This is a genomic window from Asticcacaulis sp. AC402 (assembly GCF_000495835.1).
Taxonomy (GTDB): domain Bacteria; phylum Pseudomonadota; class Alphaproteobacteria; order Caulobacterales; family Caulobacteraceae; genus Asticcacaulis.
Window position 1 is genome coordinate 42167 of the sequence record NZ_AWGC01000031.1, and the last position, 25028, is coordinate 67194.

Here is a 25028-nt window from a genome sequence, read left to right on the forward strand (position 1 = left end):
GGCCGCCCGAGCTTATCCGAGGCGCCATGCGGGACGCCTGGTCCGGCGTTTGAGCTGAAAAAATGCGAATATTAAGCGTCATTCTTTATGAGGCTTGGTATCAAACAGCCCGCCGCGCCAGCAAAAGGCTTTGCACCGCAACGCCCTCGTTCAGCCAGCCTATGGCGTCGCGCGTACGGCTGAACACCCGCGTGGTGATATCGGGGAACAGAGGACCGAAGGCTTCGATCCGCGCCGCACGGACGGGGTCGTCGGTGACCACGGCGAAACGGGTCGGGTAAGCCCCGCCGGCCAGTGCTGGCCACTGCTCGGCCGTGGCGCGAAAGTCTTCGAACTGCAGCACATTGATAAAGGCGCGGATGTCGAACAGGCGGTTGTAGCGCCACGGCTCGTTGAGGCCCTTGTAAACCACCTCGGTCGTTTTCAGGAGATCGCTGCCATAGACGATGCCACGCAGCTTGAAGGTCACGAAATGGGCGTGATCGTTAATCTGAACCGTAATTCTGTCAGACATGGCAGGCACCTCTTCCGTCAACCACGGCGAGAACTTACCACGATAATGCGCTTCGATAGCCTAGGCTATAGTTATTTCTGGTTGAGACACCTGCCAACGGGTTTGACTCAACACATCTGCTTGATTGGCACTCAGCGGAGCAACACGCTTGCCCCAGCCCAGGGTGCTTACGATGTCGAAGCCGCCCTCAGGCGACCTGGACGCCATTGCAATAGGTCAGGGCGTGGCCGGTCGCGGCCGACATCTCGACCCGCGACAACACAAAGCGATACGGCACCGGCAGGACTTCCGGCTCGCCCAGACCGTCATCGAAAAACACGGCCCGGCCATAGTTTTCCAAAGCTTGACGAATATGGTCCAGACGCATGGCCCTGGCATAGGCCCAGCGGCAAACTTCCTCTGTCTTCGACATGATGTTCTGTTCCTTATCCTGCCCTGGCCGTAAGCTTTGCCCGCAAAAAAATAAGGATGAAATGTGGTCCAGGCTGCAAAACACCCTGGACCCGGAAACCTGACAGTGTTGATCGGCGCGGAACTCACCAAACCATATGCGCCAGCACATCGGCCTGGTTGGCGCCCAGCACGGTGACCGTGTTGCCACCGCCCAGAGTGATCAGCACATTGGCCCCGACCTGAGACACCAAGCCGGCATTGGCCACCCCGCCGGTAAAGGCGTTGACATTGATCAGGTCGCCATCGGCCACCGTGAAGTCGGTAACGGTGTCCAGCCGGCTACCGGTCTGGAACAGGAACACGTCCAGGCCCGTACCACCGGTCAGGATGTCATTGCCGCCCAGGCGGTTCAGCGTATTTCCGCCGCTGTTGCCTTTCAGCGTATTGCCGACACTGTTGCCGGTGGCGTCAAGATTGGCCGAACCCGTAAGCTCAAGCACCTCGGCATAGCGCGCGGTCAAGGTACAGGTCACGCTGGCATAAATGGTATCGAAACCCTCGCCGCTGGCCTCGACAACCTTGTCACCGGTATTGTCAACCCAGTAGCTGTCGTCGCCCAGCCCGCCAGCCAGAGTATCCTTGGCAGCGCCTCCATTCAGGGCATTGTTGCCGGCATTTCCGATCACGATCTCAGCGTAGGCTCGGTTCCGCTTTCCCGGCTCTTTTGGTAGACGCTTTTTCTGCAACCTTAACCGTGCATAAATTGTCCAACGTCTTCAACCGGACGTCAATCGCGAAATTTAAGAAACATTCAAGGCTGGATCTTCCGCATTTTTTGAGTGCCCCCCCCCCCCCCCGCAAGGGCAAACACTTGTATCAGTCACTACCCCGGCTCCCCGATTAACAATCCCCGCCCATGCGGCGCGATGTGTAAGGTCCCCCAGGGTACCCACGTACAAATCCTGGTCCCTCTCCTTACAAGGCCTGAGGCTTGAACACACCCAGTTCATCCTTGGTCAAATAGCGCTCCGACGCATAGGCCTTCTTCACGCTGGCGTCGGTATTGTGCTTCCCGGGAAAAATCCATTCCGAATGCCAGGTCATGAACCACAGCCAGTCAGCGTCGGGCCCCAGCCTGTCCGGATCGGGAATCGGGCCGTTCTCATGCAGGCAGATCGGCACGGTATCACCGACCTCGGCCTTCACCGCTTGGAACATCTCGCTCAACGGGCCGTGGTGGTCGACATAGGTGTCGGCACCGGCGATATCGACATATTGCCGCCCGGGATAATAGCCGGGCTTGACCTCGGCCGTGTAGCCCAGCACCCAGATCAGGTTGTTCAAACCGCGCTCATGGGTGAAGTACGTGTACATGGCGATCCACAAAGCCTTGAACGGCTCAGGACCCGACATCCCCCACCAGAACCAGTTACCGGTAAACTCATGCATCGGCCGCCACAAAACCGGCACACCGCGATCGCGCAGCACCGTCAGATTGTCGGCGATAATGCGCATGTCGCGCAGCAGGGCTTCATTCTCCGGCGTGCCGCGCTTGAACGCGGTGTACATGTCGAAGTACTTTTTGGAGTTCTCGTAACCCGTGCCGAGCATCGGATTACCCCAATGCCAGCAGATGCTGGGAATACCATTCTCGTCCTTGTACCACGAGGTGGCGCGATCATTCAGCGCGTCGTAGTCGTTGGGATCGATATAGTCCAGGCCCAGTATGGCCGGCAGTTTCCCCGTCGTGCGTTCGATATAGTTCAGTTCATGACGCGGCCCGTCGGGCTTGCGCCAGATCGATTCCTGCTGTCCCGTCAGGGTCTTTTTGCCGTACTGGCTCCACAGATAGTCATAGAGCGCCCTGGCTTCGGGCGAAGCCTTCGGATTGCTCAAGGCCCCTTTGGCCGGAACGGTTTGCGCTATTGCGCCGCCGCCAGCCGCAAGAGCCAACGCGCTGATACCGCCCAGAGCGGAACGACGGGACATAGTCATAGGGGTTTCCTCACGAGCTTTTTTATTAATTTAATTTGAAATAGTTAAGATGCAAGCGGTTTCGTCATCTCTGGCGCCGACCTTAGCCGGGCCGACCTTAGCTTGATTGTTGCAAAGCCAAAAGTTTCATGGATTTGTGCTTGCAACACGGCAACAAACCGATTAAACGGTCGCCTCCCTAATGGGAACGGCCGCAAGGCTGGGACAGACGAATGGTTTGGGTGTGTAGCTCAGTTGGTAGAGCAGCTGACTCTTAATCAGCGGGTCCACGGTTCGAGTCCGTGCCCACCCACCATCCTCTTCTTCAATAAAATCAAGATACTAGCCCATTTGGGCATGAAAAACCCTCTTGAACGCCGCACAGGTGGCCGGCGCGCACAGCCCCAGCCAATGGCGACTTTCAAAGTAAAGGGGTTGCGTCCCTGTCATATCAGGTTCGCGAACGTCACCTATCCAACCCATACCAGCCATCGTGGAGATTGGAAATGATGCGTTCTTTGACAGCGGCGAGCATAATGTGGGCACTGGCCGGCTTACAGGCCATGGCACAAACACCCCCTGTTGAACCCAAGCTGGTGCTCGTCACCATGGACGGCGTGCGCTGGCAGGAGATTTTTCGCGGCGCCGACCCCGTTATCGCCGCCGACGCCCGCTTCGTCGAACCCGACCTGAACGCGGACGTGGTCAAGCCCGTTTACCTGGACCCCACCGATCGTCCTGCCGCCCTGGCCCCGTTTCTTCATGGTGTGGTCGCGCGCGACGGCGTGCTTTACGGCAATGACGATATCGGCCAGTGCGCGCACGTCGCCAATGACATGTGGTTCTCCTACCCCGGCTACAATGAGATTCTGACCGGCAAGGCAGATGCGCGGATCGTCGAGAACGACGACATTCCCAATGCGAACGTCACCTTCCTGGAATACCTCAACCGACGTCAGGATTTCCGTGACAAGGTGACCATGGTGGGCACCTGGACTCTCTTTCCGAACATCGTCAATGCCAGCCGCTCCGGAATTCCCGTCAACGCCGCGTTTGCGGGTCGCTATCCGACCGACGTCCTGACAGCGCGCTACGGCCTGCAAGCCATCCGCGATCACATGCGTGTCGTCTACATCGCCTTTGGCGACACCGACGAGCTGGCGCACGCCGGGGACTATGATCAATATCTCCAGGCGATCGAACGCGGCGACGACTATCTGCGCCAGCTGTGGGAAACGCTGCAGGCGGACCCCTTCTACCGCGGCCAGACGACCCTGCTCGTCACGACGGATCATGGTCGCGGTGACCTGGCCACCGGTGCCTGGCGCGATCACTCGGCCGTCCGCTATCACCAGCTCAATCCGACCTATCAACCGGAATACAATGAAACCGGCGTGACGGGTTCGGACAAGGTCTGGTTTGCCGCCATCGGACCGTCCATTGACCCTGCCGGCGAGACGGGCCTTGCCGCCGGCGGTTGTGCCCAAACGCACCAGCTGGCCGCCACGGCCCTGACCGCGCTCGGTCTGGACTGGCAGGATTTCGCCAGCGATATCGGCAAACCTTTCCCGGTCTTCAGCAAACCTTAGAGCGCAATCCGATAAAGTGTACGGCACCCGCACGGGCGCTCCCGTTTTCGGAAAAATGCGCGTCAAAACAAAAATCTGGAGCGACGTTTTGATTCTACCAAAACGCCGCTCTAAGGTTTTTGGCGCCCGACGTCCAGGGCGCACGAGGGGCCTGGCGCCGAAGATCATGGCGCCGTTTCACGTATGGCGAAGTGTCAGAACGCCTTGCTGACGGTGATGAACACGCTCCTGGGCGCGCCGACAAACAGCACCTGCGCCGTACCGTCCGGATCGTTCGGCACCAGCCCGGCAACGGTTGAGAGGTAGCGACGGTCAAACAGGTTGGAAACATTCACGGTGACCTCTGCCCCCTTGAGCGTACCCGTCTGGAAGCGATAGCCCGCCGTCACATCCACCAGGTCATGGCCCTTGACCGGATTATCGTTCTCATAGGTATAGTACCACGACCCCTGCAAGGCATAGCTGAGGCCGGCGAACCGGGCGCCGTCATCATAGTTGACGCTGGCCTTCACCAACTCCGACGGCTCACCGGCGACGACCTTGTCACGTGTTTGTACGGACACTGCGCCGGTATCTTCCACAACATCGCTGTCGTAGCGTGAATCGTTGTAGGTGTAGGACGCCGAGGCCGTCCAGTGAGAGTCCAGCCGGTAGTTGATCGCGGCCTCGACCCCGACGGTGCGGACCGAGCCGACGTTGCGGTAGATGGTATCCGACACCAGAATCGGCGAGGTCGGGTCAGCGTAAAATGCCAGGACGCGGTTATCAAAACGCACCGCATAGGCGGCCAGAACCGTGTCGAACTGCTTGCCCTTGTAACGCCAGCCCAGCTCCGTCGTCCGCGAACGTTCCGGCTTCACCTTGGCGATCGCGTCATCGACAATGGCCTGATCGCCATTGGCGATAATGCCGTTAACCTGGGCGGCGAAGGCGGCAATGCTTTCGCCATAGGCGCCGAAAACCTCGTGATCGCGCTGCACGCGCCACACAAATCCGGCCTGCGGCAGGAAGCCATCCTGAGAACTGATTTTTCCCGCCACATACCCGGCGTCGCCCGGCCCCACCGGCGCATTTTCATCGATCAGCTTGCGCGACCGGCTGACGACGCTTTGCGACTTGAAACCGTACTGCACGGTCAGGACATCGCTGACGCGCCACAGGTCCGCCACGTGGAACTTCACCGTCTTGGTCTCAAAACTGTACTGGTCGTCGGTGAAGAAAGGATTTGTCTGGAATTCCAGGGAATCGCGATTAAGGCGGCCGCGCGTCAGACCATAATAGTTGTAGGCTTCCTTGGAGTTGTTGATCTCAACCCAAAGGCCCGTCGACAGCTTGTGCGCCCCCAGTTCGGCGCTCAGCCCGCCGATCGCACCGGCGCGGGTGAAGTTGTAGGAAAATCCGCGGAACGACAAAGGTGAATTGTCTTCCGTCGCCAGCGGGTCGGTTGCATTGGGAGACGGAACATAGGGCGTGAACCACGGGCCCTGTCCCTTGTTGGCATGACCATAGGCGCTGACACTGAAGCTTACGGCCGGATTAAGCCGGCCGTCCCAGGTGATCGCGCCGATCAGGTCGTCGCGCAGGCCGGCACCTTGATAATAGGAGTCGTCGGGGCTTTGAATATTGCCGGGATAGTCGGTGCCGGCGGCCGCATTTGTTACGATCCCCAACCCTGTGTCATCCCGGTTGTTGGCGACATCGGCGATCCGTTCGGCCAGGGCGAAGTCAGGCGCCAGGTAGTTCCAGTCGTAGCCCAGGCGGTCTATCTGTTCGCGGGACTGCTCCAGGTAGTCGTTCTCACGGCGCTGCGATCCGTGCAGCCAGAACGCCACGTGATGGTCGTCGCCGAAGTTGCGGTCAAGGCGCAGATTGGCCTGACGCGATTGCTGTTCGCCTGACCCCTTCCAGGTGTGGGTGAAACTGTCGGCGTACGACAGGCTCAAAGCCACGCCCGAGCCGGCGATCTCGCCGGTATCGACGCGGGCGAACAGCCGGCGGTAATCATCGGAGCCGGCGCTGAGCGACAGGTCTGCGCCAAACGCCTCGGGGGCACGCCGGCCGCTGAAACGCAGCGAACCGCCGAGGTTCGACGTCGAAGCCGCGTCAACATCGCTGGCGCCCTGGGCCAACTGAACCGTATTGACGTTCTCCGAGATAATGGCGCGTGAAATGTGCAGGCCGTTGTGGTTCGAGTAGCTCATGTCGCCCAGCGGCACGCCATCCAGCGTGTAGCCAAGTTGCGATTGATTGAACCCGCGGAGGTACAGGGTCGCCGCATATTCATAGGTTCCGAACGGATCAGCACCGGCGAAGTAAACGCCGGGAAGCTGTTCCGCCAGCTTGAGCGGGCTGGCGCCCGGAACCTTGTAGTCCAGGACCTTCTGCGCCTTGATCGTCTGGACCTGACGGGGCTGCCCGCGGCCCAGAATGATGACTTCGGTGGTGTCTTCCGACGCAACGGTTGCCGCGTCCTGGGCAAAGGCGGTCAAGGGCGACGCCAGGCACGTCGCGCCCAACAACAGCGGTTTCCAAAGCGTTCGGGGTGTCGCGTACTGATGTGCCATGGTTATCTGCCTTCGTTCGGGAGCGCCCGGAGCCAGCGCCTGACCAGCGCCCGAAACGAGCGCCCGAGTTAAGCGATAGGGCTTGCGCACAACGGATTTGTGAAAACCCTGTTACGGTTCGATGACACAGGCTGGAAATTCCGCGACCGTGGTGTGATCACAACAACCTGGCCAGTCGTGCCGGCGTTCGAGATGCCGAGAAAAATCGCATGAAGTGCCCCCGGACCTAACCGGGTTAACCCTTGGGCTCACGCGCGAATGTATCGGCATACAGGGCTTCGATCTGCTGATGTTCGTCCGGCGTCAGCGCTTCAAACTCGTTCTGCCTTGCCCTCTTCGAAAGCCTTCCCGCGTTCTGGGACAGGAATTTACACAGGAGCTCGACCTCAGTCGTCGGCATGTCGACTATGTCCTGCAAGGCCTGGTTAAATCTGTCGAAGGCCTGGAGGAACCATACCTCGTCAGGAAGATCCTCGTCGATCGTCTCTTGAACGCATCCATACAGAAATTGCGCGTGCGCGGTCGCATCAAAGAAGCGGTAGTAGTCGAGGGTTTCGTTTAGGACTTCGACATTGTTGGTGGCTGTCCTTTCCCATTCGATAAAGGGCAGCAGGGGTGCCGAGTACGATTCCAGGACCTGTCGATAGGACTCCAGGTTGCGAAGGATCGCGGCGCTGACCGGAAACACAAGACCCGCAGGACTGTACTCGGCTTGCGCAAGGGCGTGGTGGAACAGCCACCTGTGCAAGCGGCCATTACCGTCGACATAGGGGTGGATGTAAACGAAACCGAAGGCAAGACTGGCCGCCGTGATGACAGGATCAAGACCACCTTCCACGGCGCGGGCGGAGAAATCAACGACACCTTGCATGAGCATCGGGAGGTCTTCGAACCGTGCGCTGATGTGATCGGGAACCGGCATGTTTGTCTCCCGGTCATGCGTTCCGACAAATCCGCCCTCGTGTCTCAAGCCAAGGCGGACGAAGCGCGCATCTCCGATTACGATATGTTGCAGGCGGTTGAATTCGTCGACGGACAAAGGACGATTGCCGGCCTGTGCGATGGCCTGTCCCCATCGCGCGGCCCGCCGACCCGTGGGCCGCTCGCCTTCGATGGCAAATGATGATTTCGAGTCACTCAGCAGCAGAAAGGCGGCTGCCCGCGCCATGATGTCCGGTCTGACCTTACCCATGACCTGGGCCGCGCGGCCAGGAAGATCTAAACCCGCGTAGTTTTCGAGCACGCCTGTACGACGGACAAGCGGACAAAACTGGTGGGTTCCGGGGAGGTTGTTGACGACCTTGTGCCTGGGCGATGGCGTGCCGGTGGCCAGGGCGAACTGCTGGTCGGGATTGAGAACGGGAATGAAGCGTATCTTGCCCGGATCAGCGATATCAAGGTCGCGACCTGTTAGCCACTCATAGAGAAACCACAGGCGTCGTGAAAAACTGCCGGTCGGCGTCGTGCGAACGACAGTTTCGATGTCCGCTGCGTCGATGGTCGAGAAGAGCCGGGCCAGGATCTGGAGGTCGATTCCTTCGTATCTGAAGGCAAAGCTCAGGTGCGCGCCAAGTTGCGGGGCGGGTGCCTGGCGGGGCGTCACAAAGTACCAGTCTTTCGTAGACCGGGGATGGTGGCGTCGCGCGATCGCGGCCATGACAGGCGGGTTTGGCACGAAGAGGTCGTAGCGTTCGATGATGGCCGCATAGCCCGCAGGTATGCCGGCTTCCGGCAAGGACCGTCCGCGAAATTCCGTCACCGGCTGCGAGAACCACTCACCCATGCTTTTCTCTGTGATTTTTTTTTCACCACCAGCGGCACCTTAATGCGCAAGATCTTCACCAACTGTGAAAATCTATCACCAAAGCGACATTTTGTGAAGAACGTTCCCAAGTCCCTGCCTGATCCAAGTTACACTGACCGTAACACCTTTCCGTCTGGTCGCCCGGTCAACAGCGTCTGCGCCCTGCGTGAAGACCAGCCGGCGACGTCGGCGCGGATCCCGACAAAGTTGGTGCTCAGGGAGTCGGAGGTGTCGAAAAAATCGAAAAAATCGACACGTCGGCTGCCCAATTGGCAATTGACGCGCATACATCACCGCCTTATTGTCAGACAAAAACCGGGAGATGGTCATGTTCAATCGCCGCGGACTGTTGCTCACCGGCGCCGCCATGGCCGCCCTGCCCGTCGTGGCGACCGCCAAGACCGCACCCGTCAAGGTCTCCGCCTTCCCGCTCGAAGCCGTCACCCTGAGCCCCTCCATCTGGCGCGATGCCGTCGAGGCAAATGGCCGCTACCTGCTGGCGCTGGAACCCGACCGGCTGCTGCACAACTTCCATAAATCCGCCGGCCTGGCCCCCAAGGGCGAGATCTACGGCGGTTGGGAAAACATGGGCATCGCCGGCCACTCGCTGGGCCATTATCTGACGGCACTGGGCCTGGCCTACGCCCAGTCCCGCGATCCGGCGTTCAAGCAGAAGCTCGACTATACCGTCAGCGAGATGAACGTCATCCAGAAAGCCCATGGCGACGGCTATGTCGGCGGCACCACCATTGAGCGCGACGGCAAGATCGTCGACGGCAAGATCGTCTTCGAAGAGGTCCGCAACCACGTCATCACCTCGCACGGTTTCGACCTCAATGGCGGCTGGGTGCCGCTCTACACCTGGCACAAGGTCCACGCCGGCCTGCTCGATGCCCATCGCTACGGCGGCAACAACCAGGCGCTCAAGGTCGCCGTCGGCCTGTCGGACTATCTGATCGGGATCTTAAGCGGGTTGTCCGACGACGAGATGCAGAAGGTCCTGGCGGCCGAGCACGGCGGCCTGAACGAGACCTTCACTGAAACCTATGTTCGCACCGGCGACAAACGCTACCTCGACATGGCCCGGCGCATCTACCACAAGGCCGTCCTGACGCCCTTGGCCCAGCGCCGCGACGAACTGGACGGCAAGCATGCCAACACCCAGATCCCCAAGCTGATCGGCCTGGCGCGGCTCTACGAAGTCACCGGCGACACTGGCTATCGCGACACGGCCTCCTTCTTCTGGGACCGGGTGGTGCATCACCATTCCTATGTCATCGGCGGCAATTCGGCCGGTGAGCATTTCGGCGCCCCGGGCAAGCTGAGCGGCCGCATCGACGACAAGACCTGCGAAAGCTGCAACACCTACAACATGCTGAAGCTGACGCGGCACCTGTATCAATGGCAGCCAGACGCCGCCTGGTTCGACTATTACGAACGCGCCCACCTCAACCATATCATGGCGCACCAGGACCCGCAGACCGGCGCCTTCGTCTATTTCGTCCCCCTGGCCTCGGGATCCCAGCGGCTCTATTCGACGCCGGAGAACAGCTTCTGGTGCTGCGTCGGCTCGGGCATGGAAAGTCACGCCAAGCACGCAGACTCGATCTGGTGGAGATCCGGCGACACCGTCTATGCCAACCTGTTCATCCCGTCTGAACTGACCTGGGCCGACAAGGCGACCAAGATTGCCCTTTCCGGCGATATCCTGAAGGCCGAACCGGTGTCCTTTACCGTGACGCCGCAAGGCAAGGCCGATTTCACCCTGGCCATCCGCGTGCCCAAATGGGCCGACGGACCGCGCTTATCAGTCAATGGCAAGGACACGCCGCTGCTGGTCAAAAACGGCTATGTCCGCGTCCGCCGTTCCTGGAAAGCCGGCGATACGGTCGCACTCACCCTGCCCCACGCGCTGAAGGTCGAGACCATGCCGGACAATCCGCGCCTGGCCGCCTTTATCAAGGGGCCGATGGTTATGGCTGGCGATATGGGCCCCGCCGAAGGTGATGTCCCTCAGGCCCCGGTGGTCGTGGCCGCCAGTGCCCTGAGCGCCGTCAATCGCGGGAGTCTGACCTTGAATGCCCAGCCGCAGGCCTTGCAGCTTGTGCCGTTCTTCAATCAGTATCATCGCCGGACGGCCGTCTATTTCCCGCTGTTTACCGAGGCCCAATGGCAGGTCGAGAAGGCCGCATATGAGGAAGCCGAAGCCGACCGTGTGGCGCTCAACTGGCGCACCATCGACATCTTACGGCTGGGCGAGATGCAGCCCGAGCGCGACCATGGGTTTGCTACCGATATTTCGGAACCATCGTCACGGCTGGGCCGGTCCGGCCGCTGGCTGATGTGGACGACGGGCAAGTATTTCGAGTTTACTCTGAACGTCGAAGCGCAGACCGCGTTGCAGGTGACCTATTGGGGCCAGGATGTTGGACGCAATTTCGACATCACGGTCGATGGCCGGTTGTTGACCAACGAAAAGCTGGACTACCCGTCAGAGGCGCAGTTCCGGGTCGTGGACTATGCCTTGCCGGCGGTCATGACGGCCGGCAAGGACAAGGTCCGGGTGCGGTTCACCACGCGGGGCTCGGGTCTCGATGTGTTTGAAGTGCGGTCGCTAAGGCCGGAGAAAAAAGCTTGATCTATACCTCCCCGCGCTTGCGTGGGGAGGGGGACCGCTCGAGCGAAACTTAGCCGAAGGCGAAGTGAGTGAATTGCGGTGGTGGGGCGACTTTCTTTCCGAAACACTATCGCCCGCCACTCCGACATGCCACTCCGGCATCCCGCTCCAGCCTGTTGGAGGTCTACGAACGCACGCCGGTAACCAGGCCCCTGAACCAGAACCTGACCATCGCCACCAGCCTGGCGTGAAGTTCGTCGAAATACCCGTTTTTATCCGGTAGCGTTAAACCGTTGTTAATGGCCTCGGCACATCCTGAGCGTGCAAAGCTGTTTGCTGGCGTGGTTGGGGGCCGGTATGGTCGGACTTCAGAACTGCAAAATCCTGATCGTGGATTCCAATGCCCATATGCGGCAGATCCTGGAAACGGTCCTGCGCGGCTTCGGCGCCAAACGCATCTTTGCGGCTATGTCTGCGGAAGAAGCGGACATCGCCATGGAGCGATCGGAGTACGACTTAATCCTGCTGGACTACGTGCTGGAAGGCGGCGACGGCCTGGCCCTGACGCGACGGGTGCGGGCGAAGGAGCATCATCCCAACCGCTTTTCGCCGATCATCATCATCTCGGGCTCGACCGAAAAGAGGCGAATCGAGGCCGCCCGCGACGCCGGCATCAACGAAGTCTGCGTCAAGCCGGTCATACCCAAAGACCTGTTCCGCAAGTTGGTGGCGGTCGCCGACTATCCGCGCGGTTTCGTGCTGGCGCCGAATTACAAGGGCCCCGACCGTCGCCGTCGCTCGGCCGACAACTACCCCGATGAAGAACGCCGCGCCGACCGCAAAGCGACTGCGGGTCAGAACACGATGGCTGTGGGCGGTTAGGGCCTTTTGCTTTTTTCGTCTTTCGCGCGCCGGAAACACCCCTCACCCATCGCCATAGGCAGCGACAAACTTGGCAGGCTCGACTTCCGCTTCACCGTCGAAGCGATAGGCCACCAATGGCCCGCCGCGCGCGACGCTGTAATCGACGCATGCCACCTTGGGCGAAAGCGGCCCGATCCCGTGGTCGGCATTCAGCCAGTAATGGCCAATAAAGGTAAGCCGGTCCGGCGCGTTCACACTGTCCAGGCCGGTAATAGCAATATCGGGAATGACAGCATCGCCGGTCCCCATGGCGGCGTCACGATAGGTGCGCGCTTCGCCGGCCCACCACTTGATACGGACCTCATGGCGTTCGTTGCCGTCCTTGTCACGAAAGCTGACGTCGGGCGGCAGCCTGACCTCCCTGCCCTTCAACAGAGTTTCAATCGCCGCATACGGCTTGGAACCCCGCCGGCTGGCCTGCAGCACGAGATCATGATCCAGTTTCAGGCCGGGTTTGAGCTGCGGCAGGAGTTCCGCCGCACTGGGCGCATGCCAGCAGGCATGGACAACGCGAAAGGCCGGCGTTTCGATCCACAGCGGCAGGTCGAGGAACCAGTTCGTCCATGCGCGATGCTCAGCCGAGTCCTCACCGATCTGCTCCAGAAAGGCGCGGTGCTGATTCCGGTTCTTTGCGTTCCTTGGCCGCAGATAGCCACCGTCCTCGTCCGGATCGGGCAGCGACCAGGCAATGGCGTTGAATTCATGATTGCCCATGACGGCCTGGGCAGAACCTGCGTCGATCATCGCCCGGACCGTGCGAAGACCTTCCAGTTGGCCGGGACCGCGGTCGACGAAATCCCCGACAAAGATAGCGATCCGGTCGGGATGCCGCCAGGCGCCGGCGCTTTGGCGATAGCCAAGCTTGGTCAGCAGCGCCGTAAGTGGGACCGCATGCCCGTGGATATCACCAATAATGTCATAGTTCATTGTGGTCGCCTTTCCGCCGCCGGAGCGGGCACGCCGGCAAGCAGCAACTCGACGGCGGCCAATATTGCATAACGCGACGTGTCACGAGAGCGCAATCCGCTAAAGTGCACGCCACCGCACGGGCGCTCCCGTTTTCGGAAAACTTGCGCGACAAAACAAAAACGTGGAGCGGGATTTTGAGTCCATCAAAACTCATCCGGCTCGAGTGTTCATCCCGCCCTTCAGAACGCCCGACACGATGCCCCGGTCTACTCCGGCCCCTGCCGCAACGTTAATCGTTGGTTTTGCGGATTTCAAATCATCCCCGCCATAAACTCGATGGCACTCTCACTGGGGAACTGACACACTTTGAAGGGGTTTTCAAGAACCGTAGATCTGCGGCAGGACGATCGCCGCTTCAAATCCGCCATCGCGTCGGCAAAACACCAGCCGGGCGCCATGCAGACGCACGATCTGATCGACCATGGCCAGGCCCAGCCCGGTGCCAGGCGCCGCTCCGCCTTGCGGCTGGCGGGCCGCATCGCCGCAGACGAAAGGCTTCACATAGAGCTCAGCCTCGCCTTCCCCAAAGCCCTCTCCCTGATCGAGGACGCTCAGCAACAGCCCTGACGCGTCTTGGCCTTCTCCTTCCCATCGCCAGGACAAGCGCACCGGCGGGCGGCCATAGGTCAGGGCGTTTTCAATCAGATTGCCCAGGGCACGGTGCAGAGCGATCGGCCGCGCCATTACGGTCATCCCTGGTGGCGGCGGAACCACCTGGAGGCCGGTATCGGCGTAATCGGCCCGCAAGGCGGCAAACAGGTCCGCCAGTCGCACCGCTTCCGCGGGTTCGGCATCGAACCCGCGGGCGAACTGCAGGAATCGCGACAAAATGCGCTCGATGGTTTCCACCTGGCGCAGGGTGCTTTCGCGCAAGGCCGGATCGGCTATGCCCGCCATCTCCAGTCCCAGGCGCAGCTTGGTCAGAGGCGTACGCAGGTCGTGCGAAATACCGGCCAGCACCAGCGCGCGGTTGGCTTCGATCTCGCGCAGGCGGCCGGTCATGGCGTTGAAACTGCGACTGAGGCCGGCGATCTCGTCAAGACCGTCCTCGCGCAGGGGTTCAGGATGGGCGCTGAGATTGAGCCGGTCGGCGGCGCTGCGCAGATCTGTCAGCGGCTGCAACAATTGCCGGCTCAGCCAATAGGCTGGCAGAGACGCCAGGCCTACCGCAATCAGCATCAGGGTCGCGATCAGCCCGGTGGGCGCAAACACTGACTTGGGTTTCAAGCCTATCCAATAGGGCTGTCCCGCCAGATAAACCTGCACCCACAGTTTGCGGCGAGAATCTGTGCGCCAGTCGAGATGCGCCTGGGTGCTGAGACGATCAGCCAGGGCACGCATGAAGGCGCGTTCCATATAGCGCGGTGGTGGGCCGGACCGGTCGGGCGGCGCGGCCCCCTGCCAGACGGCCAGATAGGGCGAGGCCTTTAACCGCGCCAAGATCACCGGCCGGGCGTCCGGCGGCAGGCCGTCATAGGTCTCGATCATGACCGACACATTCTGGGCAACCATATCCGCCGTCCGCTCAATCTGCGGCCGCACCACCAGGAGGGTCATGGCCACGATGGCCAGGACCTGGCCCAGGGCGACGATGAGAATCGTGCCGGCCAGGGTCTGGAAACGCAACGACCGCCGGCGCATCAGTTGGCCTCCGGCATGGCAAAAACATAGCCGTGGCCCCAGACTGTGCGAATCCAACGCGGCTTGGCCGGATCGGCCTCGAGGATTCGGCGCAGGCGAACCACCTGGACGTCAACAGCCCGGTCGGTAATTTCGGCGTCGCGTCCCAGAGCCAGATCAATGATCTGGGCACGCGACAGTGGCCGGCCGGCGTGACTGACCAAGGTCTTCAGCAGCATGAATTCACGCGTTGACAGCTCCACCGGCGCCTTGTCCCGGGTCAGGCACATCCGCGCCATGTCAAGTTCATAGGGCCCGAAGACGACCACCGCCTGTCCGGAACTCCCAAGGTGGGGGCCGAGACTCTGGCGGCGGCGCACGGCCTCGATCCGGGCCAGAAGTTCCCTTGGCAGAAAGGGTTTGGCGAGGTAGTCGTCGGCCCCCATTTCCAGACCGAGGACGCGGTCCACCGGATCGCCGCGTGCCGTCAGCATGATGATCGGCAGGGTCTGGCCTTCATTGCGCAGCCGCCGGCATACTGAAAGGCCATCCTCGCCCGGCATCATCAGATCCAGCACCAGCAGGTCGAAGGCTTCGCGCGCCAGCAGCCGGTAAAGCGCCTGGGCGTCGGGCACGGCGCGTACCTGATACTGGTTTTCGGTCAGATAGCGTTGCAACAGGGCGCGCATCTCCGGATCGTCATCGAGCACCAACAGACGGCCTTTATTCTGGGTCATGATCTCCTCATTCCTCCCACTATAGCGCCTGCCAGGGCCGCTACCGCAAGCAAGTTGTTACAAGCGGTTACAGCGGGCGCCTCGCGTAACCGGCCGTCACTCACGGGCCGCAACGCGACATCACGGCGTAACAGGCACCGCTGCAGGATGGCGCTCAGTTCGCATCCCCTTCCCCCCATCTTCCCAAAAATCCCAAGGACCATGCTATGAAAACTCTCACCACATCCGTGCTCGCTGCCGGTCTCTTCGCCCTGACGCTGGGCAGCATTGCCACCGCCGCGGACGCCGCCGAGGGCCGGGTTCGCGCCCGTGGCGCCAACGGCGCCGTCGCCGCCGGCAGCCATAACGGCAATACTTATGTCCGCGGCCGCGGCGCCCATGCCAATGCCGACGGTTCGACCACCACCGCATCCGGCGGGGCGGTGCGCACAGCCGATGGCGGCCGGGCCGCTCGCCGATCCACCACCACCTACAATACCGATGGTTCGGTCGATCACAAGGGCAGCTTCGGCGCCACCGGCGCCCGCGGCACCCTGAACTCGCAAGGCAGTTCTACCCGCAACGCCGACGGTACCGTCACGGGCTCGCGTACGACCAATGCCACCGACGCCCGGACCGGCAACAGCTACTCCGGTTCCACCACCTACGATTCCACCACCGGCGCTACCCGCCAGGCGACGTGCCGCGACGCTTCCGGCGCGACCATCACCTGTCCGTCACGCTGACGCCACACCTACTGTCCCGCGGCGACCACCACCTTCGCTGCGGGACTGCTTTTTCGCTTTTTTGCTGTTTTGGAGACCATCATGAACGCCCCACTTTTCCTTTGCGCCGCTCTTGTCATCGCCACAGCGGGCCCTGCCGCTGCCGATGTCGGTCGACCGGCCGGACGCATGGCCCAGGCCGACTCAAACCAGGACGGGATGATCACCCGTGCCGAGTTCCGTACCTACCGCGCCACCCAGTTCGACGAGATGGACCGCAATCAGGACGGTTTCCTTTCAGACAGCGACCTGCCGGGTTTCGCCCGGCGCGGAGCACGGGGTGACAAGCTGCGCCGGATGATCGTCGGGTTCGACACCAGCCGTGACGGCCGCGTCGACCGCACCGAATTCGCCAACGGCCCGACCCTGGGTTTCGACCAGGCCGATGCTGACGACAATGATGTCGTCGATAGCTTCGAACTCAAGCAGATGAAGGCGGGCAATTAGAATGGAAATCTTGCGTCCCGCAAGCGTGTACGCACTGGTCCAGGGGCCGGTCCTGGCCGCCATGCTGGCCCTGATCGCCATCGAAGCCCTGCTGCTCATCCTGGTCTTTCGCCGGCGTTACGACGCCGGCGAAACCGCCGCCTCGTTAGGCGTCGCTCTGGGCAATATCGCGGTCCGCCCCTTAAATCGGCTTATCATCACCGCCGGACTGAGCGCGGTCGCGGTCTTTGCACCGTGGCAGCTACCGATAGACTCGGTATGGACTTGGCTGTTCGGCTTCGTCGGCGTCGAATTCTGTTACTACTGGATGCACCGCTTCGCCCACACCGTGCGCTGGATGTGGACCACCCACAGCGTTCATCATTCCAGCGGTCGCTTCACCCTGGCCACGGCCCTGCGCCTGGGCTGGACCAGCGGCCTTTCGGGCGAATGGCTGGTGTTTGCCCCTCTGGTGCTGATCGGCTTTCCGCCTGTTGTCATCGCCGTGTTGCTGGCGCTGAACCTGCTGTACCAGTTCTTCCTGCATACCGAACTGTCGCCGCGGTGGAGCGTTGTGGACTATATTCTGAACACGCCGGCGCATCAAGTCTCAGCCCAGGCGGAAGAATGTGTCAATTATGGCATGCCACCTGAACACAAGTACTGCAGTTCGTCGGGGAATTGATGGTTACTCTCCGTAAACGGAGTCTATAATCTTCAGGAATGTGTCGTTCAGTCGCTTCCAGTCGTCTTCGTCAAAAAGCGGCATGCCTGCAAAATTTCCCCGCGATGTGCCGGACAGAACCATATGCTGTGCACTGGCAATAAGGACCGCATTGATGGCAGGCGCATCCAAGCCTTTGGCTGGCGTTAGACTTCCGCGCATGGTGTGCATCCATATAGCGAGGTGTTTACTTCGTTCTTTGTTCATGCGATCGAGAATTGGCGAAGCTGACGAGATCTCCCAGGCAATTATCTTCTGAGTCACCGGATCGTTGCGTAATAAATCGACAAGTTGAACGATCAGGGTTTTCATAAGTGCTCCATATGTCTCGGGGCGCGTATCCTGTGTTGGAGGCTTCAGCCTTTCCATCAACTGGCTTGCAAGCTCCGCACCTATGGCGTCGGCAACGCCTTCAAGTCCTCCAAAATAGCGATAAATCAATTGCTTATCGCATTGTGCCCGCCGAGCAATGATGTTGATACCGAAATCCTTATGCCCGCCGTCGGAAAGCACGTCCATAGCGGCGCGCAGTATTCTGCGCGATGTTTCCTCTCTGTCTCTGGCATAGCTCTGAGTTTTTTTGATCATTCTTTCTCGCTCGTGCTCTTGCCGAATGTCCTGGGGCGATGGATCCGACGGTATTCCAAAGGGCTCATGCCAACGTGAAGTTTGAACAATCGCGCGAACGTAGAAGGCGCTGAGTAGCCGACAGCATCTGCAAGGTCCAAAATTGGGATCGTCGTATCACTTAGGAGTTGGCGCGCCTTGTCCATCCTCGCCCCTATCATGAACGCATGTGGCGATGTACCGGTATTTTGTTTGAACATTCTTCCAAAGTGGTGAGGCGATAAGCCAGCAATCGCAGCCAGGTCGCTCAGGAGCACCTGACGCGACAGGTTTTCGTGCATGTACTCGATACATGCGTTTTGTGCCCAAGGTGCGAGGCCACCGCTGGTGCGGCGCGAAGCTGTGGGAGATCCTGAAAAAGTACGCAGCGCATAGGCCAGAAGTAGGTGTTCAATATACAGTTCGAGTCCTGTGCCCTGATATGCAGACAGCGCTACCTCTATAGCTCGACTGATCTCCGTCAATGCCGGGTCTTCGTGCCCGAAGCGGGGACGATCAAGATCTGCGAGTCGGGCTTCCTGAATTTTTTCTAAAAACGCAGGTTGGATATGGATATGAAGTTGCCTCATGGATACCTTTGGCGCCGACCACCACGTTGCCAGTCCCGCTGGAATGACGATCATTGAGTTCACTGGGAAGGGCCTCTGGAATTTCTTTCCCAGGAGATCAGCATGCTGCTCTGGTCTCGCGCTTAGCGATACAATCAGAATCGTTTCGTCGACCGCAGGCGCAAGAATTTCATTGGGCGTCTCGTCGATAAGTGCGGCACCTACCCCGTTCAACGTGTAGGCAGCGCCAATCTGGGTGCCGGAGCCGGATAGAAATTCCGCAGCACGATAACTCGTCAGTTGCACTGTGCCACGGGCAAGGGACCTTGCTTTCATCGAAACCGGGCCTCCACTGCCGGACACTTCACAGCCACCAAACGGGTTTTGATAAAAGTAAGCATGTTTGGCACATTTTCGCGTTTTTGGCCGCGCAAGGCCCTTGGCAGTCTTGGTAAGGACTCCGTGTTGATGCGTTGACCTGTGCTGCGTCGCGCATTCAAAAAGCTCAGCATTTATGCGCGCCCCTGGTTGAATATCTTTGCTTGACGCTTTGCATACAAAGTCACCGATAGGTGATATACCACACATCACCCATCGGTGACAACGGCTATTCGCACGATGAAATTGGCAGACGGAACGACAAAATGGAAAAGACGCGCCCCTTGGCTGGACTAGCGGCGATCGTGTTCGCGATCGGATTCAATATACCTTACGCCATTTTAGCGGTAACATACGACTACCCTGATATCCTGAGGCGGCCTGCGAGCGAGGCTTTGGAGAAATTCGCGGCGGGGGGGGCGGGACTTGTACTTACGTGGCACGCATTTGCTTTCGCGGCCCTCCTCTTTGTGCCGTTGGCCGTGGCGCTGGCACTAACTCAGAAACGGGTCAGAGAAAAGCCAGCCCTCGCGGTTGGGGCAGCTGTCGCAGGTGCACTGGCCGGCCTGGCTCAGGCCATGGGACTATGGCGATGGGTATTCGTCGTTCCGGGCCTTGCTCAAGCGCACCGCGATCCTCAGACTAATGACACGTCAAAGCTCGCTGCCGAACAAACCTTTAGTCTTATCAACCAATATGGCGGTGTCGCCATTGGTGAACACATGGGGCAACTTCTGACGGCCTTGTTTGTCGTTCTTCTGTGCGGTTTGCAATGGAACGAAGGTCGCCGGATCACGGCCTCTATCGGATTTGTTACGGCCGCAGCCATCGCGGTCGGGACGAATGAGGGTGTCGCGATCGCCATTGGGCAATCCGGCGAAGCCTTCGCTATGGCGACGATTGTTGGTTTCCTTGGCCTGACCATCTGGCTTCTTGCGACAGGTATTGGACTTTTGCCGCGCCAGCCTATCGCTCAATAACCTTCCATATTGAATTCAAGGAACAATCGAATGAAGCACGTCATTCTACCCTCGTTAATCCTCGCCATAGCTTTGACGGGATGCGCGACCCCGGATCGTGCCGGTGTCCGCAATCCGGAGTTTTTCCGCAAAGTCGCGACCCAGACGTCTCTGGAAAGCCCACTGGCCGCTAAGGTTGTTGCAGCTTGCTTTGAGGAAAAGGCGGATCTTCTTCCGATGTCGAAGTTTACACGGGACGAAGCATCAGGCCGAACCACCTATCGACTTCGCGGCTTCGGCTTCACATTCGAAGAGATAGATTTCGAAGATACTGTAAGCGGCTCTCGGATGACGATCTTTATTGCGCCGAATGTAGACTCCAAATGGCGCAAAGACTTTGAGCGTGATCGCGGCAACCCACTTAAGGCCTGCGCTACAATCGAAAATTGATCGGCGGCGATAAAGTCGCGCACTGCATCACTCAGCGACCATTCTGCCAGCAATTCAATCTGATGCGACGGGGCATGGCAATGTGCCACACCTGCCGTCCAGTTGTTGGACCACTGTTTTGCGTCGCATCCGTTACGGAGGAACTCGATATGCCCTATTTGCAGGTCCGCGGCGCAAGCATTTACTATGAAGAGAAGGGCGTAGGCTCTGAGACCGTTGTCTTCATTCATGGCCTTATGCTGGCAAGCGAGTCGTTCGACGCCCAGATTGGTGCGCTGAGAAGCCACTACAAGATCATTGCTTTTGACTTGCGCGGCCAGGGTCAATCCCAAAAAACGAAAGATAAACTAGACCTGGACTCACTCGCTGAGGACGCAGTGTTCATTATCGAAAATTTCTCATCAAGCCCTGTCCATGTCGTCGCCTTTTCTATGGGAACGTTCATCGCCATGCGCGTTGCCGCGCGTCGCCCTGAGCTTGTACGGTCTATTTGTCTGATAGGCCCCAGCGCCGACGCTGAAGAAGCAGAGAACTTGCCGAAATACCGCAAGCTGATCAACTTTGTGCGAATATTTGGTCCCCGGTTGGTTGCCAACCGGTTGATGATGATCCTCTTTGGAGACACCTTCCTTACAGCCGCTGACCGCAAGCCACAACGGCAACGCTGGCGGAAGGTTGTTGAGCGACTGCCCAGGGCTCTCCATCGTGCTGCGGCCGCATCCGCCCATAGAAATGCGATCACCTCGGAGCTTCAAAACATCACGGCTCCGGCCTTGATTGTCTCAGGCGAGGAGGATCGTCCTATTTCGCCTGAACGTGCCAGAGTCGTTCATGCAGCGATCAAGAATGCTCGGTTCATCGCCTTCGAAAAAACCGGACATGCCGTCATGATTGAGCGGCCGAATGAGTTCAACGTGGCTCTTCTTGATTTTCTCATGGCCGTTGACACACAAGGAGAACGACACTCTTGAGCAATCCCCTCGCTGTTATTGGATATGGCCCTCTTGGCAAGGCAATTGTTTCAAACCTTGTATCGCTTGGCCGTGAGGTCCTGGTCTTGCAGAGGTCACGCCCCCATGACCTGCCGCCTGGTGTAGCTTTTCGAACGTGCAACATCCTTAATCACGATGAGGCGATCGGAGCGCTCCACGGTACGGGTCAAATCATTTGTGCGCTGGGTTTTCCTTACTTATCTTCGGTTTGGGAGACGGCGTGGCCATGCGCCATGCGATCAATGCTGGCGGCGTGTTCCAAATACGAACTTCGATTAGTCCTGGCAGATAATCTCTACATGTACGGTCCGCAGGACGCTGAGCTTACCGAAACCCTGCCACTTACAAAAACAGGCAGAAAGCCACGCGCCCGTGCTGAAGCCACGCGGCTTTGGCAATTGGCCCACGAGACGCAGCGTGCCCGAGTTGTTTCTGTCCGGGCCCCCGACTTTTACGGTCCAGGCGTTGAGCAATCCATTTTGGGTACGCGAACAATAGGGGCGCTGGCAAAAGGTCGAAGAGCTGTACTGCTGGAAAGGCCAATCTTTGCGCACGATGTCGCCCACGTGCGCGACTTTGCAAGGGCGGTCGTCACCTTGGTTGACGCTCCGGACGACGCGTTTGGACAAGCTTGGCACGTTCCTTGTGACAAAACTCGGACCCTACGCGAGTTGCTGCAGATAGCCGCTGACGAACTCGACGCGACATACCGAATAACTGTGCTTCCCCCTTTTCTTACGCAATTTGCCGGTATCTTCTCCCCACCTCTACGAGAGGTCGACGAAATGCGTTTTTTGTTTGATCGACCCTACAGAGTGAACTGGGAAAAGTTCAAAGCAAGGTTTTGGTCAGATCCGATACCAATAAATCAAGGGATTGCCGAAACGGCACGATGGTTTCAAAGGAACGGCACATGAGCAAGTACAGGCCGAATGGCTCTTCGATCTCGAACTCGTTCCAGCGATTCGATAAATTAGCTGATGGCAAAGGATGGCGGGCTGGGGCGCTTGTCGCGGGCAGCCACCCATTGTGCGGGATGCCCCGGCGCCTTTTTTGGCTATCCCAGGATGGGCCATGTAGCGGGAACATTCGGCCTCTTTTTCATCCAAAACGCGTCTGCTTTCAATAGCAAGAAGCAGCTTTAAATTGTAGCGAAACATTTACAATCTTGGGATAAAAAAGCCTTGACGAACGACGTTTGTTTCTTTTTACGTTTGTGCTTACTGGCGACACTTGTGCTCCTGACGAGCGCTTGTACCGCAACTATGCCTGCGCGGATAGATGGCTCCACTGTTCGCTTCTATTCTGATGATCTTCGACTCGCTGAACACCTTACGGTTCAGGGCTGGCGAACCCCTGAAGACGGTACATTTGATGTCCTGGCGTTGTCTGGCGGAGGCCAAAACGGTGCCTTTGGCGCTGGTGTTCTCGGAGGGTGGACAAGTCGGGGCGATCGGCCCGTATTTGACCATGTCACTGGCGTTTCTACGGGGGCTTTGATTGCCCCGTTCGCATATCTTGGTTCAGACTGGGACGATGAATTGCGGGCCGCCTATCTGGATGAGCGAACCAGTTACCTTATGCGACGCAGGTTGCTGGTGGGACTATTTTCGAGTTCGATGTTTAGCGGTCGTCCGCTTTTAAATCTTGTCGACTCCTATGTAACGCAGGAGCTTGTGGATGCGGTCGCGAGGGAAAGCCTAAGTGGCAGAACCTTGATCGTCGTAACCACGGACCTCGAGCAGGAGCGATCGGTAGCATGGGACATGGGAGCAATTGCAAGGACGGGCGGCGAACCTGCTCGTAGAATGTTCCGAGATGTTCTCCTGGCCTCTGCCAGTATTCCCGGGATGTTTCCACCCGTACTAATTGACGCAGGGGAAGGCATGGAAACCCATGTAGACGGCGGTATTTCAAGTCCTATCTATGCTGTACCTGAAGCCCTCGCGGATATTGCCGGAGAACATTTGGGGGTAACAGGCCCAGTTAGAATATTCATGATAGCAAATATATCCACGGCACCCGTGCCTCGCGCCACAGGTTTATCGACTTTCAACATATTGCAACGCAGCCTCATTTTGAGTGGCAAAGCGTCGATGAGGAGTACATTGCAAATGAACGCGCTCGTGGCAAATCGATATGGTGCCGAATTCCGGCTAATCTCAATACCGGCGGGTCAAAGTGCGCCAATTACAGAGTTCTCGCTCTCTTCTATGACACAGATTTATGAACTTGGATTCGAGATGGGGGCCGGTGGCAAGTGGCGTTCGGAGATTATTGAGAAGCAAGGATGGGAGTAATGTTTTAAGTCGCTCCAGGGGCACAATGGAGGACGGAGCACCGTAGCGGCGGAACAAGCTTGGACCTCCCGATTAAGGCGCGCTTCGGGCGTGAGGTCGGAGGCAGGCAAACCGATACGCCATTCGATAGCAATTCCCCTTAAACCAACCCCATCCTGACCATCGCCTGTGCCGCCTCGATCATCGAATCCCGCCCTCGCCGGAAGGTCACACCCGTCAGCTTGCGCGTCATTTGCGTATCCGCAATCGGATGCTTGTTCAGGTCACCGACAATCGTACGCAAGGCCGGGTCGAACAGGCTGAGGAAACGCAGCATCGCCCCCGGCATCTGCGTCACCGGTATCCGGCTCGCCCGCGCCGGAAAGGCCTGACGCAGATACTGCGCCATCTGACGCATCGTCAGGGTTTCGTCGGCGGCGATCAGCCTCAGGCCACCGACCTCTGCTGTCATGGCGGCGACATGGATCGCCGCAACATCGCGCACATCGACCAGGGCGAACGCCACCGGCGGCACCGCCGGATAGGCCCCGCGCAGCAAGAGCGCAACCACCTCCAGCGAGGTTCCGATATCGCTATCCAGCGGCGGCCCAAGCACCAGCCCCGGATTGACCGTCACCAGCCGGTTCTTGCGCCCGATACTGGCCATATAGTCCCACGCCGCCCGTTCGGCCCGCGTCTTGGCCACCGCATAGGGCGTCGCCTGGCGCCATTCCGGGTCGGTCCAGTCGGCCGCCGTGATCAGCCGCTTGCCACGCCAGTCGTTCGGATACAGCATGGCCACAATCGACGAGGTCAGCACCACCCGCTCGGCCCCATCCGCCGCCTTCAGCACGCGCAGAACCCCGTCGCGCGCCGCGGGTACCAGGTCCTCCCGGCCCTTGGGCTGGACCAGGGGAAAGGGCGCCGCGACATGCTGGATAAAGCGGCAACCGTCGGCCGCCGCCTGCCAGCCGTCATCCGCCGTCAGGTCCGCCTTGACGAACTCGAGCCCCGCAACCGGTGCCCCTGCCGCCTCAAGCGCCGTCCGCACGGCATCCGCCTTATCCAGCGACCGCACCGTACCGCGTACCGCGTATCCACGCATCAGCAGGTCATACGCCACCTGCTTGGCGATAAAGCCGCTGATCCCCGTCACCAAAACCCGATCGCTCATGG

The 25028-nt window shown here is 59.5% G+C and carries 23 protein-coding genes and 1 tRNA gene; 12 read left to right on the forward strand and 12 right to left on the reverse strand.

The annotated features are described in order from the left end of the window. Window positions 1-100 precede the first annotated feature (100 nt). The 4 genes from ABAC402_RS36400 to ABAC402_RS36410 all read right to left on the reverse strand — a co-directional run bounded on the left by ABAC402_RS36400 (window position 101) and on the right by ABAC402_RS36410 (window position 2902). Window positions 101-514, reverse strand: a complete 414-nt coding sequence (locus tag ABAC402_RS36400) for a hypothetical protein (protein ID WP_023450832.1) — start codon at window positions 512-514, stop codon at window positions 101-103. A gap of 187 nt (window positions 515-701) precedes the next feature. Next, window positions 702-926 (reverse strand): hypothetical protein, encoded by a 225-nt coding sequence (locus tag ABAC402_RS36405; RefSeq protein ID WP_023450833.1) that lies wholly within the window; start codon window positions 924-926, stop codon window positions 702-704. A 124-nt stretch (window positions 927-1050) separates the two neighbouring features. Beyond that, on the reverse strand, window positions 1051-1593 hold the full coding sequence (locus ABAC402_RS39490; RefSeq protein WP_023450834.1) for a hypothetical protein: 543 nt from the start codon (window positions 1591-1593) through the stop codon (window positions 1051-1053). 289 nt (window positions 1594-1882) lie between these two features. Next, the gene (locus tag ABAC402_RS36410; RefSeq protein WP_235080000.1) at window positions 1883-2902 is read right to left on the reverse strand and encodes a glycosyl hydrolase; all 1020 of its coding nucleotides are present in this window, start codon (window positions 2900-2902) and stop codon (window positions 1883-1885) included. Between the two features lie 219 nt (window positions 2903-3121). On the opposite strand from ABAC402_RS36410, the gene ABAC402_RS36415 reads away from it, so the two are divergent. Both ABAC402_RS36415 and ABAC402_RS36420 read left to right on the forward strand, forming a co-directional pair. After that, a tRNA-Lys gene (locus ABAC402_RS36415) sits at window positions 3122-3197 on the forward strand. A gap of 247 nt (window positions 3198-3444) precedes the next feature. Further along, complete coding sequence (locus tag ABAC402_RS36420; protein WP_162148537.1) at window positions 3445-4470, forward strand: alkaline phosphatase family protein; 1026 nt, start codon at window positions 3445-3447, stop codon at window positions 4468-4470. Between the two features lie 194 nt (window positions 4471-4664). Here the strand turns inward: ABAC402_RS36420 and ABAC402_RS36425 are convergent, their stop codons facing one another. Next, the gene (locus ABAC402_RS36425; protein ID WP_082180040.1) at window positions 4665-7034 is read right to left on the reverse strand and encodes a TonB-dependent receptor; all 2370 of its coding nucleotides are present in this window, start codon (window positions 7032-7034) and stop codon (window positions 4665-4667) included. A gap of 235 nt (window positions 7035-7269) precedes the next feature. Further along, on the reverse strand, window positions 7270-8769 hold the full coding sequence (locus ABAC402_RS36430; RefSeq protein ID WP_235080001.1) for a Fic family protein: 1500 nt from the start codon (window positions 8767-8769) through the stop codon (window positions 7270-7272). 397 nt (window positions 8770-9166) lie between these two features. On the opposite strand from ABAC402_RS36430, the gene ABAC402_RS36440 reads away from it, so the two are divergent. Then, the gene (locus tag ABAC402_RS36440; RefSeq protein ID WP_162148538.1) at window positions 9167-11476 is read left to right on the forward strand and encodes a glycoside hydrolase family 127 protein; all 2310 of its coding nucleotides are present in this window, start codon (window positions 9167-9169) and stop codon (window positions 11474-11476) included. A gap of 336 nt (window positions 11477-11812) precedes the next feature. After that, window positions 11813-12337 carry a response regulator gene (locus tag ABAC402_RS36445; protein WP_023450841.1) on the forward strand — a complete coding sequence of 175 codons (525 nt, stop codon included), beginning with the start codon at window positions 11813-11815 and terminating at the stop codon, window positions 12335-12337. A gap of 42 nt (window positions 12338-12379) precedes the next feature. Here the strand turns inward: ABAC402_RS36445 and ABAC402_RS36450 are convergent, their stop codons facing one another. The 3 genes from ABAC402_RS36450 to ABAC402_RS36460 all read right to left on the reverse strand — a co-directional run bounded on the left by ABAC402_RS36450 (window position 12380) and on the right by ABAC402_RS36460 (window position 15705). Further along, complete coding sequence (locus tag ABAC402_RS36450) at window positions 12380-13306, reverse strand: metallophosphoesterase (RefSeq protein ID WP_023450842.1); 927 nt, start codon at window positions 13304-13306, stop codon at window positions 12380-12382. A 360-nt stretch (window positions 13307-13666) separates the two neighbouring features. Further along, the gene (locus tag ABAC402_RS36455) at window positions 13667-14989 is read right to left on the reverse strand and encodes an ATP-binding protein (RefSeq protein WP_023450843.1); all 1323 of its coding nucleotides are present in this window, start codon (window positions 14987-14989) and stop codon (window positions 13667-13669) included. Then, a complete protein-coding gene (locus ABAC402_RS36460; RefSeq protein WP_023450844.1) occupies window positions 14989-15705 on the reverse strand; it encodes a response regulator in 717 nt (238 codons plus the stop codon). The genes ABAC402_RS36455 and ABAC402_RS36460 overlap by 1 nt, the downstream gene beginning before the upstream one ends. Window positions 15706-15911: 206 nt before the next feature. Between ABAC402_RS36460 and ABAC402_RS36465 the strand changes: the two genes are divergently transcribed. The 3 genes from ABAC402_RS36465 to ABAC402_RS36475 all read left to right on the forward strand — a co-directional run bounded on the left by ABAC402_RS36465 (window position 15912) and on the right by ABAC402_RS36475 (window position 17580). Next, on the forward strand, window positions 15912-16430 hold the full coding sequence (locus tag ABAC402_RS36465; protein ID WP_040410081.1) for a hypothetical protein: 519 nt from the start codon (window positions 15912-15914) through the stop codon (window positions 16428-16430). Window positions 16431-16511: 81 nt separating this feature from the next. After that, window positions 16512-16916 carry an EF-hand domain-containing protein gene (locus ABAC402_RS36470; RefSeq protein ID WP_023450846.1) on the forward strand — a complete coding sequence of 135 codons (405 nt, stop codon included), beginning with the start codon at window positions 16512-16514 and terminating at the stop codon, window positions 16914-16916. 1 nt (window position 16917) lies between these two features. After that, on the forward strand, window positions 16918-17580 hold the full coding sequence (locus tag ABAC402_RS36475; protein WP_023450847.1) for a sterol desaturase family protein: 663 nt from the start codon (window positions 16918-16920) through the stop codon (window positions 17578-17580). Between the two features lie 3 nt (window positions 17581-17583). Here the strand turns inward: ABAC402_RS36475 and ABAC402_RS36480 are convergent, their stop codons facing one another. Together ABAC402_RS36480 and ABAC402_RS39495 are read right to left on the reverse strand one after the other, a co-directional pair. Continuing rightward, window positions 17584-18207, reverse strand: coding sequence for a TetR/AcrR family transcriptional regulator (locus ABAC402_RS36480; protein WP_023450848.1), 624 nt, complete (start codon window positions 18205-18207; stop codon window positions 17584-17586). Further along, the gene (locus ABAC402_RS39495) at window positions 18204-19130 is read right to left on the reverse strand and encodes a helix-turn-helix domain-containing protein (RefSeq protein ID WP_023450849.1); all 927 of its coding nucleotides are present in this window, start codon (window positions 19128-19130) and stop codon (window positions 18204-18206) included. Before ABAC402_RS39495 ends, ABAC402_RS36480 begins: the two co-directional genes overlap by 4 nt. A gap of 308 nt (window positions 19131-19438) precedes the next feature. On the opposite strand from ABAC402_RS39495, the gene ABAC402_RS36490 reads away from it, so the two are divergent. The 5 genes from ABAC402_RS36490 (at window position 19439) to ABAC402_RS0120795 (ending at window position 23873) form a co-directional block, all read left to right on the forward strand. Beyond that, window positions 19439-20152 carry a DUF4386 family protein gene (locus ABAC402_RS36490; RefSeq protein WP_023450850.1) on the forward strand — a complete coding sequence of 238 codons (714 nt, stop codon included), beginning with the start codon at window positions 19439-19441 and terminating at the stop codon, window positions 20150-20152. A gap of 30 nt (window positions 20153-20182) precedes the next feature. Beyond that, window positions 20183-20581 (forward strand): hypothetical protein, encoded by a 399-nt coding sequence (locus tag ABAC402_RS36495; protein ID WP_023450851.1) that lies wholly within the window; start codon window positions 20183-20185, stop codon window positions 20579-20581. Window positions 20582-20730: 149 nt separating this feature from the next. Then, complete coding sequence (locus tag ABAC402_RS36500; RefSeq protein WP_023450852.1) at window positions 20731-21552, forward strand: alpha/beta fold hydrolase; 822 nt, start codon at window positions 20731-20733, stop codon at window positions 21550-21552. Beyond that, a complete protein-coding gene (locus ABAC402_RS0120790; RefSeq protein ID WP_031235968.1) occupies window positions 21549-22490 on the forward strand; it encodes an NAD-dependent epimerase/dehydratase family protein in 942 nt (313 codons plus the stop codon). Before ABAC402_RS36500 ends, ABAC402_RS0120790 begins: the two co-directional genes overlap by 4 nt. Before the next feature lie 267 nt (window positions 22491-22757). Beyond that, window positions 22758-23873 carry a patatin-like phospholipase family protein gene (locus tag ABAC402_RS0120795; RefSeq protein WP_155847461.1) on the forward strand — a complete coding sequence of 372 codons (1116 nt, stop codon included), beginning with the start codon at window positions 22758-22760 and terminating at the stop codon, window positions 23871-23873. A 139-nt stretch (window positions 23874-24012) separates the two neighbouring features. On the opposite strand, the gene ABAC402_RS36505 is transcribed toward ABAC402_RS0120795, so the two are convergent. Further along, window positions 24013-25026 (reverse strand): NAD-dependent epimerase/dehydratase family protein, encoded by a 1014-nt coding sequence (locus ABAC402_RS36505; protein ID WP_023450856.1) that lies wholly within the window; start codon window positions 25024-25026, stop codon window positions 24013-24015. Window positions 25027-25028: the final 2 nt, after the last annotated feature.

Bases quoted from the DNA above. Each gene is read 5' to 3' on its own strand.
- ABAC402_RS36445 (WP_023450841.1), top strand. From the start codon at position 11,813: ATGGTCGGACTTCAGAACTGCAAAATCCTGATCGTGGATTCCAATGCC.
- ABAC402_RS36480 (WP_023450848.1), bottom strand. From the start codon at position 18,207: ATGATCAAAAAAACTCAGAGCTATGCCAGAGACAGAGAGGAAACATCG.
- ABAC402_RS36410 (WP_235080000.1), bottom strand. From the start codon at position 2,902: ATGACTATGTCCCGTCGTTCCGCTCTGGGCGGTATCAGCGCGTTGGCT.
- ABAC402_RS36495 (WP_023450851.1), top strand. From the start codon at position 20,183: ATGAAGCACGTCATTCTACCCTCGTTAATCCTCGCCATAGCTTTGACG.
- ABAC402_RS36405 (WP_023450833.1), bottom strand. From the start codon at position 926: ATGTCGAAGACAGAGGAAGTTTGCCGCTGGGCCTATGCCAGGGCCATG.
- ABAC402_RS36470 (WP_023450846.1), top strand. From the start codon at position 16,512: ATGAACGCCCCACTTTTCCTTTGCGCCGCTCTTGTCATCGCCACAGCG.
- ABAC402_RS36475 (WP_023450847.1), top strand. From the start codon at position 16,918: ATGGAAATCTTGCGTCCCGCAAGCGTGTACGCACTGGTCCAGGGGCCG.
- ABAC402_RS36460 (WP_023450844.1), bottom strand. From the start codon at position 15,705: ATGACCCAGAATAAAGGCCGTCTGTTGGTGCTCGATGACGATCCGGAG.
- ABAC402_RS36400 (WP_023450832.1), bottom strand. From the start codon at position 514: ATGTCTGACAGAATTACGGTTCAGATTAACGATCACGCCCATTTCGTG.
- ABAC402_RS36505 (WP_023450856.1), bottom strand. From the start codon at position 25,026: ATGAGCGATCGGGTTTTGGTGACGGGGATCAGCGGCTTTATCGCCAAG.
- ABAC402_RS36420 (WP_162148537.1), top strand. From the start codon at position 3,445: ATGGCACAAACACCCCCTGTTGAACCCAAGCTGGTGCTCGTCACCATG.
- ABAC402_RS36455 (WP_023450843.1), bottom strand. From the start codon at position 14,989: ATGCGCCGGCGGTCGTTGCGTTTCCAGACCCTGGCCGGCACGATTCTC.
- ABAC402_RS36500 (WP_023450852.1), top strand. From the start codon at position 20,731: ATGCCCTATTTGCAGGTCCGCGGCGCAAGCATTTACTATGAAGAGAAG.
- ABAC402_RS36425 (WP_082180040.1), bottom strand. From the start codon at position 7,034: ATGGCACATCAGTACGCGACACCCCGAACGCTTTGGAAACCGCTGTTG.
- ABAC402_RS36440 (WP_162148538.1), top strand. From the start codon at position 9,167: ATGTTCAATCGCCGCGGACTGTTGCTCACCGGCGCCGCCATGGCCGCC.
- ABAC402_RS39495 (WP_023450849.1), bottom strand. From the start codon at position 19,130: ATGAAAGCAAGGTCCCTTGCCCGTGGCACAGTGCAACTGACGAGTTAT.
- ABAC402_RS36465 (WP_040410081.1), top strand. From the start codon at position 15,912: ATGAAAACTCTCACCACATCCGTGCTCGCTGCCGGTCTCTTCGCCCTG.
- ABAC402_RS36450 (WP_023450842.1), bottom strand. From the start codon at position 13,306: ATGAACTATGACATTATTGGTGATATCCACGGGCATGCGGTCCCACTT.
- ABAC402_RS36490 (WP_023450850.1), top strand. From the start codon at position 19,439: ATGGAAAAGACGCGCCCCTTGGCTGGACTAGCGGCGATCGTGTTCGCG.